This is a genomic window from Cyanobium sp. Cruz-8D1, from assembly GCF_024345975.1.
Lineage (GTDB): Bacteria > Cyanobacteriota > Cyanobacteriia > PCC-6307 > Cyanobiaceae > Cyanobium.
Genome location: NZ_JAGQCD010000038.1, coordinates 1 through 11,721, shown reverse-complemented (window position 1 = coordinate 11,721; position 11,721 = coordinate 1). Strand labels below are relative to the sequence as shown.

At 68.7% G+C, this 11,721-nt stretch carries 16 protein-coding genes and 1 tRNA gene; 9 read left to right on the top strand and 8 right to left on the bottom strand.

All coding sequences use genetic code 11. The features are described 5' to 3' along the window. Positions 1–12 precede the first annotated feature (12 nt). From prmC to KBZ33_RS17125, 4 genes are all read left to right on the top strand, one after another. On the top strand, positions 13–948 hold the full coding sequence (gene prmC / locus KBZ33_RS17140; protein WP_254952920.1) for a peptide chain release factor N(5)-glutamine methyltransferase: 936 nt from the start codon (positions 13–15) through the stop codon (positions 946–948). Positions 949–962: 14 nt separating this feature from the next. Beyond that, positions 963–1,541, top strand: a complete 579-nt coding sequence (locus KBZ33_RS17135) for an L-threonylcarbamoyladenylate synthase (RefSeq protein WP_396108720.1) — start codon at positions 963–965, stop codon at positions 1,539–1,541. Continuing rightward, entirely contained in the window at positions 1,541–1,693 is a 153-nt protein-coding gene (locus tag KBZ33_RS17130) for a hypothetical protein (RefSeq protein WP_254952924.1), read from the top strand. The genes KBZ33_RS17135 and KBZ33_RS17130 overlap by 1 nt, the downstream gene beginning before the upstream one ends. 74 nt (positions 1,694–1,767) lie before the next feature. Further along, positions 1,768–2,421 (top strand): TMEM165/GDT1 family protein, encoded by a 654-nt coding sequence (locus KBZ33_RS17125; protein ID WP_254952926.1) that lies wholly within the window; start codon positions 1,768–1,770, stop codon positions 2,419–2,421. A gap of 6 nt (positions 2,422–2,427) precedes the next feature. Here the strand turns inward: KBZ33_RS17125 and KBZ33_RS17120 are convergent, their stop codons facing one another. The 5 genes from KBZ33_RS17120 to minD all read right to left on the bottom strand — a co-directional run bounded on the left by KBZ33_RS17120 (position 2,428) and on the right by minD (position 4,427). After that, positions 2,428–2,769, bottom strand: coding sequence for a hypothetical protein (locus KBZ33_RS17120; RefSeq protein ID WP_254952928.1), 342 nt, complete (start codon positions 2,767–2,769; stop codon positions 2,428–2,430). 67 nt (positions 2,770–2,836) lie between these two features. Next, positions 2,837–2,908 (bottom strand) — tRNA-Thr (locus KBZ33_RS17115). Positions 2,909–2,931: 23 nt separating this feature from the next. Further along, positions 2,932–3,135 (bottom strand): response regulator transcription factor, encoded by a 204-nt coding sequence (locus KBZ33_RS17110; protein WP_254952930.1) that lies wholly within the window; start codon positions 3,133–3,135, stop codon positions 2,932–2,934. A gap of 60 nt (positions 3,136–3,195) precedes the next feature. Continuing rightward, positions 3,196–3,588, bottom strand: coding sequence for a cell division topological specificity factor MinE (gene minE, locus KBZ33_RS17105; RefSeq protein WP_254952932.1), 393 nt, complete (start codon positions 3,586–3,588; stop codon positions 3,196–3,198). Between the two features lie 5 nt (positions 3,589–3,593). Continuing rightward, complete coding sequence (gene minD / locus KBZ33_RS17100; protein ID WP_396108716.1) at positions 3,594–4,427, bottom strand: septum site-determining protein MinD; 834 nt, start codon at positions 4,425–4,427, stop codon at positions 3,594–3,596. Positions 4,428–4,518: 91 nt separating this feature from the next. Between minD and KBZ33_RS17095 the strand changes: the two genes are divergently transcribed. The 3 genes from KBZ33_RS17095 to KBZ33_RS17085 are packed head-to-tail and all read left to right on the top strand — an operon-like array spanning position 4,519 to position 6,723. Continuing rightward, the gene (locus tag KBZ33_RS17095; protein WP_254952934.1) at positions 4,519–5,517 is read left to right on the top strand and encodes a phosphatidylserine/phosphatidylglycerophosphate/cardiolipin synthase family protein; all 999 of its coding nucleotides are present in this window, start codon (positions 4,519–4,521) and stop codon (positions 5,515–5,517) included. Beyond that, a complete protein-coding gene (locus KBZ33_RS17090) occupies positions 5,510–6,109 on the top strand; it encodes a chromate transporter (protein ID WP_254952936.1) in 600 nt (199 codons plus the stop codon). Before KBZ33_RS17095 ends, KBZ33_RS17090 begins: the two co-directional genes overlap by 8 nt. After that, on the top strand, positions 6,109–6,723 hold the full coding sequence (locus KBZ33_RS17085; protein ID WP_254952937.1) for a chromate transporter: 615 nt from the start codon (positions 6,109–6,111) through the stop codon (positions 6,721–6,723). Before KBZ33_RS17090 ends, KBZ33_RS17085 begins: the two co-directional genes overlap by 1 nt. Here KBZ33_RS17085 and minC read toward each other — a convergent pair. The 3 genes from minC to ctpZ are packed head-to-tail and all read right to left on the bottom strand — an operon-like array spanning position 6,713 to position 9,928. Next, the gene (minC, locus tag KBZ33_RS17080) at positions 6,713–7,390 is read right to left on the bottom strand and encodes a septum site-determining protein MinC (protein ID WP_254952938.1); all 678 of its coding nucleotides are present in this window, start codon (positions 7,388–7,390) and stop codon (positions 6,713–6,715) included. The genes KBZ33_RS17085 and minC overlap by 11 nt on opposite strands. A gap of 25 nt (positions 7,391–7,415) precedes the next feature. Continuing rightward, entirely contained in the window at positions 7,416–8,690 is a 1,275-nt protein-coding gene (locus KBZ33_RS17075; RefSeq protein WP_254952939.1) for an HD domain-containing protein, read from the bottom strand. Continuing rightward, entirely contained in the window at positions 8,687–9,928 is a 1,242-nt protein-coding gene (gene ctpZ, locus KBZ33_RS17070) for a carboxyl-terminal processing protease CtpZ (RefSeq protein ID WP_396108726.1), read from the bottom strand. The genes KBZ33_RS17075 and ctpZ overlap by 4 nt, the downstream gene beginning before the upstream one ends. Before the next feature lie 101 nt (positions 9,929–10,029). Here ctpZ and petB point away from each other — a divergent pair, with 101 nt between their 5' ends. Next, positions 10,030–10,704, top strand: a complete 675-nt coding sequence (petB, locus tag KBZ33_RS17065; RefSeq protein WP_254952943.1) for a cytochrome b6 — start codon at positions 10,030–10,032, stop codon at positions 10,702–10,704. Positions 10,705–10,762: 58 nt separating this feature from the next. Next, the gene (gene petD / locus KBZ33_RS17060; protein ID WP_254952944.1) at positions 10,763–11,245 is read left to right on the top strand and encodes a cytochrome b6-f complex subunit IV; all 483 of its coding nucleotides are present in this window, start codon (positions 10,763–10,765) and stop codon (positions 11,243–11,245) included. Positions 11,246–11,721: the final 476 nt, after the last annotated feature.

Below are 11,721 nucleotides of genomic sequence, written 5' to 3'. Positions count from 1 at the left end.
TAGGCTTCCTCCATGGTTTCCCAGGTCGGCACCGTTCCCGTCCCCGCGCCCCTGGCGGATGGCCCTGACGGCCTGCTGATCACGGCGCCGGAGCTGCTGGGCTGGCGCCACCGCATGCTGGGCCTCGGCGGCGATGCCGCCGCTTTCGACTGGTTGCTGGATCTGGGCGGTGGTTTGCGCTGGAGCCAGCTGCAGGCGCTCTGGTGCCATCCGGAGGCCGTCGTCCGGCTCCACGGTTCGCTCGAGGCGCTGGAAGCTCTCTGGCGCCGTCACCTCGATAGCCATGAGCCCCTTCAGTACCTGGTGGGCCGCTGCCCCTGGCGCGATCTGGAGCTGCCCGTGGCGCCAGGGGTGCTGATCCCCCGGCAGGAAACGGAACTGCTGGTGGATCTGGTCCTGTCTCTGGGGCCAACAGGCCGCCCCGAAGTCCGCTGGGCCGACCTAGGAACCGGCTCCGGCTGCCTGGCCATCGCCCTGGCCCGCATCTTTCCCTCCAGTCGCGGATTTGCCGTGGAGGCCAGCCCCGAGGCCCTCGCGCAGGCCATTGCCAACCTGAGCCGGGGGGACCTGCAGCAGCACGTCACCCCGCTGGCGGGTGACTGGTGGCAGCCGTTGGCGCCCTGGTGGGGGGAGCTGGATCTGGTGGTGAGCAACCCCCCCTACATCCCCAGCGCCACCCTGGCGGCACTCGAGCCGGTGGTGCGGGATCACGAACCCCGCCTGGCCCTGGATGGCGGCCCCGATGGGCTGACGGCCATCCGTTCGATCGTGGCCGGCAGCCTCAGGGGCCTGGCCCCTGGCGGCCTGCTGCTGCTGGAGCACCACCACGACCAGAGCGAGGCGGTCGGCGAGCTGCTGGTCGCGGCGGGTCTGGAACGGCTCGGGGTGCATGCCGACCTGGAGGGCCGGGCCCGCTTTGCCAGTGGCTGGAGGCCCTGCGTCCGATGAATGGTCCTGAGCACTTGGCCAGGCGATTGGCGGCGGGAGAGGCGGTCCTGTTTCCCACCGACACCCTGCCGGCCCTGGCTGCCCGGCCCGAGGCGGCCGCCCTGCTCTGGCAGCTGAAGCAGCGTCCGGCCGACAAGCCGCTGATCCTGATGGGGGCCGATCTGCCCCAGCTGGAGGAAGCCCTTGGCGTGTCCTGGCAGGCGGCCTGGCTCGATCAGGCCCGACGCCGCTGGCCAGGGGCCGTCACCCTGGTGCTGCCGATCGCCGGTGCGCTGACCACCCATCTCCATCCAGGCGGAACGAGCCTGGGGCTGCGCGTCCCGGCCTGCGACCGGGCGCGGCAGCTTCTGCGCCTCAGTGGCCCCCTGGCCACCACCAGTGCCAACCGTTCCGGCGAGCCCCCCGCCACCACGGCAGCGGAGGCGGCGCGTCAGTTCCCCGCACTGTCCCTGCTCGAGCCCTTGCCCTGGCCGCAGGGATCCGGTCAGGCCAGTGCGGTTCTGGCCTGGAGGGGGCCGGAGCAAGGAAGCCTCGACCCGTGGAACGTGCTCCGGCCCGGGGCCCCAGAGGCGTCGGTCCGGGGGAGCGCCTGATGCTGCCCCTGCTGCTGGTGGTGTTTCTGACGGTGGGCCTCAGCCACTGGTTTCTGGTGCCCCTGGTGCATCTGGCCACCCCCCTGTTCAACCTGGGTTGGCTGGGCTGGGTGGGGTTGGCGGCGCTGCTGTGGCTGTTCGCCGGAGCATGATGCCCAGGTAGCGAAGGGCTGTCCAACGGCCGCACCCACTCCATGGCGCCGACGGAGGCGTGCTGAACGCCCCCATGACCCTCACCAGCGCCGGCGATCCCGGGCTCGCCGCCTTCGGCTCCAGCCTGACGGCCATCACCCTGGCTGAGCTGGGGGACAAGACCTTCTTCATGGCCCTGATCCTGGCGGCGCGCCATCGCCCCCGCTGGGTCTTCATCGGGGCCTTCGCGGCGCTCAGCCTGGTCACCCTGTTGTCCCTGGGCATGGGCTACGGCCTCAGGGAGTGGCTGCCCCAGTCCGTTGTGCCCTGGCTGGCGGCGGCCCTGTTCCTCGGGTTCGGCGTCAAGCTCCTGGTGGATGCCGCCGGCCTGCCCGCCGATGCCGCCAAGGAGGAGGCCCAGGAGGCCGAGGCGGCGATCGACGCCGCCGAGAGCGATGGCAGCATCCGCGGTCCGGGGGGCGTGATCTGGGAGGCCTTCGTGCTGGTGTTCCTGGCCGAACTGGGGGATCGCACCCAGTTCGCCACCATCTTTCTGGCGGCGGCGCCGGCCTTCAGCTTCGCCGGCCTGCTGGCCGGCACGCTGCTGGGCCATGCCCTGGTGACCTGGCTGGCGGTGGGTGCGGGCCAGTGGATCGGCGGCAGGATCAGCGAGCGGGTGCTGTACCGCCTCAGCGGTGGCCTGTTCCTGGCCTTCGGCGCCCTGTCGCTCTGGCAGGCGATCGGCTAGAGCCCCTCAGCGGCTGGAGGGCTGCTGCAGATCCCAGCGGAACAGCCCCCGCAAGGTGGGCTGCTGGAACGGGCCTTCCTCCATGGTCGGGGTGAAATCCACCCTCTCGTTGACAGGAACCGTCAGGGGGCGCGCCGGGGGGCCAACGGCCGGTAGTGTTTTGCTCCCAGCCGATGGCGCTGGGCCGCTGGGATCCACATAACGGGTGCGAATGCCGGGACGGCCCAGAATCTCAGCGCCAGAGCGGGTCGCAGGCTGGGGCGGGATCGGTGGCGGCGGCGGCAGGCCCTGGGCCAGATCTCCGGCGAGGGTGACCAGCCCCCCCACCAGCCAGGCATGGCACGACATGACATCGCCTCCCGCTTGCTGTGATCGGGTGATGGTAAGGGAGGTGGATCCGTTTCCCTTCCAGGCAAGCCGGCTAACGGATTTGAACCGATGGCCTTCGCTTTACAAAAGCGCTGCTCTACCACTGAGCTAAGCCGGCATGGGCGGTTGGCCCGTGACAGCCTATCCCTGGGCCAGGGCCCAGAGCAGGAGCTGGCTGCGGCTGCGGCAGCCGGTCTTGGCCAGCAGGTGGGAGACGTGGCACTCCACCGTGCGTGGGCTCAGCACCAGCTGGGCGGCGATGTGGCGGTTGCTGTCACCCCGGCGCAGCAGGTCGAGCACCCGTTGTTCGGCCGGAGTGATGCCCACGGGGAAGATTTCAGGCAAGGCGTGGTGTCGCTTCACTGCCTGCAGGGTTCCCGCAGGCCGTCGCCGTGCTGTGCCATCTCAGTCCGGATCGGCGGGGGAGGGGTCTTCCGCCGGTTCGCAGGCCAGGGGCAGGGCCAGCTCCTGCTGGGCTTCGGGGTCAGGGGCCTGGGCCATGCCCACGGCGGCGGCCGCCGCCACCAGGGCTGGCAGGGGCCGGGCCCGTTTGATCGGCAGGTTGGCCACCAGGGCGGTGACGCGGTCCTCGGTCTCCAGGCTCACGTCGCCTTCCTCGATGTCGATCTCCACGTAGCGCTGCACCACCTCGAGAATTTCGCGCCGCATCTGCTCGAGCAGTTCGGGATTGAGATCACTGCGGTCGTGGGCCAGCACCAACTGCAGCCGCTCCTTGGCCATGGTGCCGCTGGGTTTCTGGCGCCCCAGCAACCGTTGGATGAAATCGAACAGCGTCATGGTGCTCAGAAGAGACCGGTGGTCTTGCGGATCTTGTTCATCAGCCGGGCGCGCAGGCCCCTGCGGGCTTTGGAGGGGTCCTCCACGGGGATGTCCTCACCCCGCAGGCGCCGGGCGATGTTCTGGTAGGCCTTCGCGGCGGGGGATCCGTTGCCGTTGAGGGTGAGCGGTTCCCCCCGGTTGGTCGACACGATCACCTGCTCGTCCTCCACCACCAGGCCTACAAGGGGAAGCGCCAGGATGTCGGTGACGTCGTTGACGCCCAGCATTTCCTGGCTGGCCATCATCCGGGGGCGCACCCGGTTGAGCACCAGCTGCACCGGCGCCACCCCGCGGGTGTTGAGCAGGCCGATCACCCGGTCGGCATCACGCACGGCGGACACTTCCGGGGTGGTGATCACGATCGCCTCGCGGGCGGCGGCCGCGGCGTTCTTGAAGCCGTCCTCGATCCCGGCCGGGCAGTCGATCAGAACGAAGTCAGCCCGCTCGGCCACCATGGCGACGATGCGCTGCATGTCTTCGGGGGTGAGCCACTCGAGCATGCGGGGATTGCCGGCGGGCAGCAGGGCCAGGTTGGGCTCCAGCTTGTGTTTCACCAGGGCCTGCTCCAGTCGGCAGGTTTCGGCCAGCACCTCCTGGGCGGTGTAGACGATCCGGTTCTCCAGTCCGAGCAGCAGATCGAGATTGCGTAAGCCGAAATCGGCATCGAGGACGACGGTGCGCTCCCCCAGCCGGGCCAGGGCGATCCCCAGGTTGGCGGTGAGGGTCGTCTTGCCGACGCCCCCTTTGCCGGAGCAGATGAGGATGATGCGAGCGGGGGCTGACGTCACGGCGTCCACGGGCGTCGCGGCAGGTTAGTCCCATTGGGCCAAGCGACTGGGCCGTGGCCCTGAACTGCCGCTAGAAAGGTCTATCCCTCCCTGCGCCTCGATGACCTCCGCCCCCCACCGGCCCCAGCGGCTGCTGGTGATGCCCGATGATGGTGTGGATGCCGTGGTCGCCCTGATCGAGGAGGCCTCCGAGCAGCTGCTGCTCAAGCAGTTCAAGCTGCAATCGGAGGCGGTGGAGCAGGCCCTGCAGCGTGCCCGGGAGCGGGGCGTGCAGGTGCGGGTGATGCTCAATCCCCACACCTCCGGCGGCGACCGTTGGAACGATGAGGCCTTCGCCCGCCTCCAGTCCTGGGGCATCGAGACCGCGTGGACCAGTGAGGCGTTCCCCGTCACCCACGAGAAGTCGATGGTGGTCGACCGGCACACCGCCCTGGTGGCCACCTTCAACCTGTCCGACAAATACTTCACCGAAACCCGCGACTACGGGGTGCTCACCTACAACCCGGCCGTGGTGGCGCAGGTGATCGCCGGCTTCGAGGCCGACTGGCAGCGCACCTTCTTCCAGCCTGATCTCGGCGTGGGACTGGTGTGGAGCAGCGCCCACAGCCGCGGACAGATGGCCCGCATCGTCGATGCCGCCACCCGCACCCTCTGGATCCAGCACCCCAAGTTCGTCGACGCGGTGATCCTGGAGCGGATCATCAGTGCCCGGGAGCGGGGCGTGAAGGTGCGGGTGCTGTGCGGCGGCAAGCACGGCATCAGCGACTGGGACATCTACGACACCTTTTCTTCGTTGCGGGTGATGGAGCGCTTCGGCGTCAAGGTGCGGCGTCAGCAGCACCCCAAGCTGCACGCCAAGCTGATCCTGGTGGACGGGGCCTTCGCCCAGACGGGCTCGATGAACATCGATCGCAGCGCCTTTGATCTGCGTCGGGAACTGGGCATCGAGAGTGATGCTCCCGAAGTGGTGGCGCGGCTGAAGGAGATGTTTGAGATCGACTGGGAGGCGGCCTCGAAGTACCACGCCCCCGATCCCCTCGATCCCAGCTGCCACGAGGAGGGGGAACTGCCGCCGGATCCCCATTTCGTGCATGACTGAATCCCTCGCCCCCGGCACAGCAACACCCTCCCCGCCCGGTCTGCGGCAGCTGTTCACCGGCATGCTCATGGTGGCCCTCTCCGCTTTCGGCGGTGGCCTCTCGGCCTGGAGCCAGCGGATCATCGTCGAACAGCGCCACTGGATGAGCAACGAGGAGTTCCTCACCGGACTCACCGTGGCCCGGCTCTTTCCTGGCCCCAACCAGATCAACATGGCCGTCTACGTCGGCACGTTCTTCCGCGGCCTGCCGGGGGCCCTGGCGGCCCTGGCGGGCATGCTGCTGGTGCCGTTCACCCTGCTGATGGGGGTCGGCCTGCTGTATTTCCAGTTCCATACGCTGCCGGCGCTGGACCGGGTGCTGGCGGGCGTGGTGGCGGCGGCGGCGGGGATGGCTCTCTCGATGGGGTTCAAAATCCTCGACCAATACTGGAAGGATCCGATGGCTCTGCTGCTGGCGGCTGTCACCTTCGTCCTGATGACCTTCTTCCACGTACGCCTGGTGCCGCTGGTGCTCGTGGCCGGTCCCCTGGCGATGGCCTGGTACTGGCCCCGGCCGTCCCATCCCCCTGTCCCCCAGGGGGAGCGTCGCTGATGCCGGCCGTTCTGATCGCGGTCGCTTCCGCTGCCACGAGCTGCACCCCGATGCGGCTCAACGACCTCGGCCACCTGCTGCAGGTGATGGGCACCTTTCTGGGTCTGTCCCTGTTTTCCCTGGGGGGCGGCAACACCCTGCTGACGGAATACCACCACCTCAGCGTCGAGCAGTACTGCTGGCTGCGGCCCTCCCAGTTCGCCGACATCTACGCCCTGGCGGAAGCGGCTCCAGGCCCGAGTTCGATGATCGTGGGGCTGCTCGGCATGGGGGCCGGCTGGCCCGAGGGCCCCGGCTGGGCCCTGCTGACGGCCTACGGCGCTGAGATCGCCATCCTGCTTCCGTCCACCTTGCTGATGGTGGTGGCCTGCCTCAGTTGGAACCGGCTGCGGGACTCCCCCTGGCGTGTGGCCTTCGAGCGGGGCCTCGGCCCCATCACCCTCGGCATCTTGTTCGCCGTGGGGGTGAAGATCCTCAAGACCGCCGACACCAACGCCGCCGGCGTTGTCGTGTCCCTGCTGGTGTGCGCGCTGATGCTGCGCACCCGGATTTCGCCGTTGTGGTTCATGGCCGTGGCCGGCGGACTGGGGGCCTTCGGCCTGATCAACCGCTGAAGTCCGGCGCCGCCGGATCGATGCGGATCTCCCCTTCCACCAGCAGGGCCTGCTCGGCCAGTCCTGGTGGCGGCAGACCCTCCGGCCCACGGGCCACTACATCGGCGATGCGCAGCTGCAGGGGGCGCAGTTGCAGGGCAACGATGCGGGCGTCCCGGTTGCCGGCCACGCCCGCGTGGGCAATGCCCCGCAGCCGTCCCCACACCAGAACGTTGCCGGCGGCACTGATGCGGGCGCCGGGGTTCACATCCCCGAGCAGCAGGACCGAACCCTCCGCCTGCAGATGGTCGCCGGAGCGCAGGGTGCCGCGATGCACCAGCAGATCGGGAACCGGGGCTGCTGTGGCCGTGGCTGCCATGGCCATGGCAGCTGCGCCCGCATCGATGTCGAGCCCGAGGGCCGCGGCGGCCACCAGGGTGTCCGGATGGCCACTGGCAACGCGCACCAGGTCCAGCTGCAGGGGGGCTAGCAGCTCCTGCAGCTGCCGCAGCTCCGGCAGCCGCAGGGGCCAGCTCCCTGCCTCCAGCACCACGGTGCCCGCCCGGGGCCGGCGGCTGCCGAGGGCGTAGCGCACTTCCTCCAGGGCACTGGCGTAGCCCTGCTGCGCCGGCAGTCGCAGCAGGTGCGGCTGCCGGTCGTCGATGGCCTGAATCAGTGCGGCGGCCAAGGCGGTGCCCAGGACTGCAGCGAACCTAGAGGCCCTGGCGGGGTCTGTCCTCCTGCCGCCGTAGCGCCAGGGCGGCCCGCAGGGCGTCGCTGACCCGGGCCGGGTGGATCAGCCAGGCCATGTCGACCGTCTGGCAGAGGCTGGCCACCAGGGGCGAGCGCTGCTCGAGGGCCTGCAGCCGCAGGCCATCCCAGAGCCGCAGGCCACCGGCGTAGGGGTGATACCCCCGGCTCTGGCGCTGCTGCAGGGCGCAGCAACCTTCCGCCACCAGGCCGGCCCGTTCGCACAGCTGCCGTGCCAGCGCCAGAAGCTCGATCCGGCCGGCCGGGGAGAGATCGCTCACGTCGGTGGCCTTGGGCAGGCGCCGCTCCAGCAGCCGCCCGCAGGGATCGGCCAGTTCCTGGGGGCCCTCCTCCCGCCAGCGCACCAGGTGGTAGCCGGTGCGGATGTCGTCGTTGGCCAGATAATTGTCCAGATCAAGCCGGTCGCGATCCCAGAGCCAGCGGGCCATGGTGGGATCGGCCCACACCACGGCGGGGCCAAGCCGGCGGGCCACGGCGATCACCTGGTTCAGCAGCCAGTTGCAGACGATGTTGAGCCGGTGGTTGTAGACGCTCCTGTACATCAGGTGGCGCACCACCAGGTAGTGCTCCACCGCCATCAGGCCGCGGGGATGCAGGGCCAGATCGCCGTCGGGCGCCAGGGTGAGGCTGGCGAGGATTCGCTCCAGGTCGAGCTGGCCGTAGCGGGTGCCGGTGCTGTAGCTGTCGCGCAGCAGGTAGTCGAGCCGGTCGCAGTCGAGCTGGCTGCTGACCAGCGCCTTGATCGCGCGACAGGGGTGGTGGCCGTGCTCCAGCAGGTCGGCCACCACGGCGGCCCGCCCGGGGGCCTCCGCGTCGAGCCGGTCGCGCAGGGCGGGATGGTTGCGGATCAGCCGGCCCGACCAGACCTCATGCTGCACCCCGAACATCTCCTCGCCCGAGTGGCTGAGGGGTCCGTGGCCCACGTCGTGCAGCAAGGCGGCGGCATACAAGACCCCCCGGTGCTCGGCCAGGGAGGGATCGAGCCGCTCCAGCTGCTGCAGGGCCAGCCGCGCTATCGCGAGTACGCCGAGGGAATGGGTGAAGCGGCTGGATTCCGCCCCATGGAAGGTGAGGAAGGCTGGCCCCAGCTGCCGGACGCGGCGCAGCCGCTGGAAGGGTGCCGTGTCGATCAGGTCGATGGCCAGGGCTTCGGCGGGATCCTGGCGATCGAGGCGGATCGCCCCGTGCAGCGGATCGTGGTAGGTGCGCTGGCTCATGGCACGAGGGCTGGGGCCGCCAGTTCAGCCACCAGCAGGGTGGCGGCCGCCTGCCGCCAGGTGTCCCCGTCCCCGTCAGGCTCCAGGGGCTCAGGCTGGGACAGCAGCACGTCCGGCTCGATGCCCTGGTTCTGGATGTCGCGGCCGTTGGGGGTGAGGTAGCGGGCCACGGTCACGGCCAGACCACTGCCGTCGCTCAGGTTGATCAGGGTCTGGATCAGACCCTTGCCGAAGGTGCGGCTGCCGGCCAGACGGGAGCGGCCGCCGTCCTGGAGGGCACCGGCCAGGATCTCGCTGGCGCTGGCGGTGCCGGCGTTGACCAGGGTGAGCATGGGGCCGCCATAGAGACGGCCGGGTGTCGCCAGCTGCCGGGCGGCGAGACCGCCCCGATCCTGGGTTTCGACGATCGGCTCCCCGTCGAGCAGCCCATTGGCCACCGCCAGTCCGGCGGCCACCAATCCACCCGAGTTGTTGCGCAGGTCCAGGATCAGCCCTTCGATCGGCCCGCTGCCACCAGTGGCGGTCAGCTCGGCCAGGGCGGCGCGCACCTGCTGGGGCACCGGTTCGCTGAACTGGGTGATCCGCAGGTAGCCCAGGGAGTGCCCTTCGCTCTGCAGGCGATGGCTGCGCACCGGTTGCAGATCCACTTCGCGGCGGTCGAGCAACACCTCCGAGGCCTGGCCCGCCGGGGTGCGCACGGCCAGGAGCACGTCGCTGCCGGCGGGACCGCGCAGGCGGGCGGCGGTGCCCTCCAGTCCCAGCTCCTCCGCCGCAATGCCGTCCACCTTGAGGATCTCGGTGCCGGAGACGATCCCCGCGTCGGCGGCGGGGGAGGCATCCAGGGGGGCGATCACGACGATCTGTTGATCCCCCGCCCGCAGTCCCAGCTGCAGTCCCACGCCGGTCACGCGGCCCTGGGTGTTGGAGCGAAGGGTGGCGTACTCCTCGGGGCGCAGCATCCGGGTGTAGGGGTCGCCGATCGGCGCCAGCATGGCCTCGATGGCGTCGTAGGCCTCTACTGAGCTGGCAATTGACTTCTCCAGGGCCTTCTGGCGCAGGCGCCGCCATTGCACCGCCTCCAGCTGGGCGGGATCGACATAGCTCTGGTTCACCAGCCGCCAGGCTTCCACCACCAGCTGCTGGGCATCGCTGAGTGCCAGCGCCGGGGCAGGCAGGCACAACCGCAGGCAGAGGCCCGTCACCAGGAGGAGCCGCAAGAGCCGGACCCCGCCTGGCAGCCCTGTTGCAAAGCATTGAGCCGGGATGGACCGGCGGCCTTGGTCTCTCACGGGGGGGTCAGAACGATCGGTAGACTCTCGCAACCCAAGCCCCACGCTGCATGGCGAACTCGTCTCCTGGCGCCAAGTCGTCCCCGATTTATGACTGGTTTGAGGAGCGCCTCGAAATCCAGGCGATTGCCGACGATATTTCGTCCAAATACGTCCCACCCCACGTCAACATTTTTTATTGCCTGGGTGGCATCACGCTGGTGTGCTTTCTGATTCAGTTCGCCACCGGCTTCGCGATGACCTTTTACTACAAGCCCACGGTGGTGGAGGCCTACAGCTCAGTCCAGTATCTGATGACCGACGTCAGCTTCGGCTGGCTGATCCGTTCGGTGCACCGCTGGAGCGCCAGCATGATGGTGCTGATGCTGATTCTGCACGTCTTCCGCGTGTATCTCACCGGTGGCTTCAAGCGGCCCCGGGAGCTCACCTGGGTCACCGGCGTCACCATGGCCGTGATCACGGTGTCCTTTGGTGTCACCGGTTACTCCCTCCCCTGGGATCAGGTTGGTTACTGGGCCGTGAAGATCGTCAGCGGCGTTCCTGCCGCCGTCCCCGTTGTTGGCGATTTCATGGTCGAGCTGCTCCGCGGCGGTGAAAGCGTCGGCCAGTCCACTCTGACTCGCTTCTACAGCCTCCACACCTTCGTCCTGCCCTGGCTGCTGGCGGTGTTCATGCTGATCCACTTCCTCATGATCCGTAAGCAGGGCATCTCCGGCCCGCTCTGAACCCCTCTCTTCCTCTTAGCCTTCCCCCACTGGTCACCAGCGCTCCGAGCTCCCCACCATGCACATCCTCAAGAAGCCTGACCTCACCGATCCCAAGCTGCGGGCCAAGCTGGCCAAGGGCATGGGCCACAACTATTACGGCGAGCCGGCGTGGCCCAATGACCTCCTCTACATCTTCCCGGTGGTCATTCTTGGAACCCTCGCCTGCCTAGTAGGTCTGGCCGTTCTCGACCCCGCCATGCTGGGCGATCGAGCCGATCCCTTCGCCACTCCGCTTGAGATCCTTCCCGAGTGGTACCTCTATCCGGTGTTCCAGATCCTCAGGGTGGTTCCGAACAAGCTGCTGGGCATCGCCCTTCAGACGATGATCCCCCTGGGCCTGATGCTCATCCCCTTCATCGAGAGCTTCAACAAGTTCCAGAACCCCTTCCGCCGTCCCGTGGCCATGGGGGCCTTCCTGTTCGGCACCGTGTTCACCATCTACCTGGGCATCGGCGCCTGCCTGCCGATCGACAAGTCCCTCACCCTGGGTCTGTTCTGAAGCCATGGCGGGATTCTGCCCCGAATCCGCTGTCCCTTCAGCCGCGAGCAATCGCGGCTTTTTTGTGTTCAAGCCTCCCTTGGGGTCCAGAGGCCCATAGCCGCTCCCGATCGCCCCTGGCTGCCTCCATGTCCCATGGCTCCCAAGCAAGCCACACCAGCCGCAGGAAGAACGGTGGCAGGGGCAGCCGGGACGGGGGCAAGCGGGAGTCCCAGCTTGTGCAGCCCCTCCTAGGAGCCACTGAGGTGCCCAGGCATCTGGCGCGCTGGTGCTCCCAATAGCGTCAGGCCCTGCTCTGGTCTGCCGGGAGTTGAAGCCAGGCAAGATTCTCGCCCCTTGGCAGGGAGCTCCCCAACCAGGTGATATGATTTTGGACTGCACCCCAGAGAGCGAGAGCTCAAACGGGACGCGGACTTACTGAGACTGAGAGGCGTGAGCCGACAGTGCTGTAAGTTTTCTGAGTCGCCGGGAGGCGA

Coding starts and splice junctions, on each gene's coding strand:
- prmC (WP_254952920.1), top strand. CDS start 13: ATGGTTTCCCAGGTCGGCACCGTTCCCGTCCCCGCGCCCCTGGCGGAT.
- KBZ33_RS17130 (WP_254952924.1), top strand. CDS start 1,541: ATGCTGCCCCTGCTGCTGGTGGTGTTTCTGACGGTGGGCCTCAGCCAC.
- KBZ33_RS17125 (WP_254952926.1), top strand. CDS start 1,768: ATGACCCTCACCAGCGCCGGCGATCCCGGGCTCGCCGCCTTCGGCTCC.
- KBZ33_RS17120 (WP_254952928.1), bottom strand. CDS start 2,769: ATGTCGTGCCATGCCTGGCTGGTGGGGGGGCTGGTCACCCTCGCCGGA.
- minE (WP_254952932.1), bottom strand. CDS start 3,588: ATGACGCTGTTCGATTTCATCCAACGGTTGCTGGGGCGCCAGAAACCC.
- KBZ33_RS17095 (WP_254952934.1), top strand. CDS start 4,519: ATGACCTCCGCCCCCCACCGGCCCCAGCGGCTGCTGGTGATGCCCGAT.
- KBZ33_RS17090 (WP_254952936.1), top strand. CDS start 5,510: ATGACTGAATCCCTCGCCCCCGGCACAGCAACACCCTCCCCGCCCGGT.
- KBZ33_RS17085 (WP_254952937.1), top strand. CDS start 6,109: ATGCCGGCCGTTCTGATCGCGGTCGCTTCCGCTGCCACGAGCTGCACC.
- KBZ33_RS17075 (WP_254952939.1), bottom strand. CDS start 8,690: ATGAGCCAGCGCACCTACCACGATCCGCTGCACGGGGCGATCCGCCTC.
- petB (WP_254952943.1), top strand. CDS start 10,030: ATGGCGAACTCGTCTCCTGGCGCCAAGTCGTCCCCGATTTATGACTGG.
- petD (WP_254952944.1), top strand. CDS start 10,763: ATGCACATCCTCAAGAAGCCTGACCTCACCGATCCCAAGCTGCGGGCC.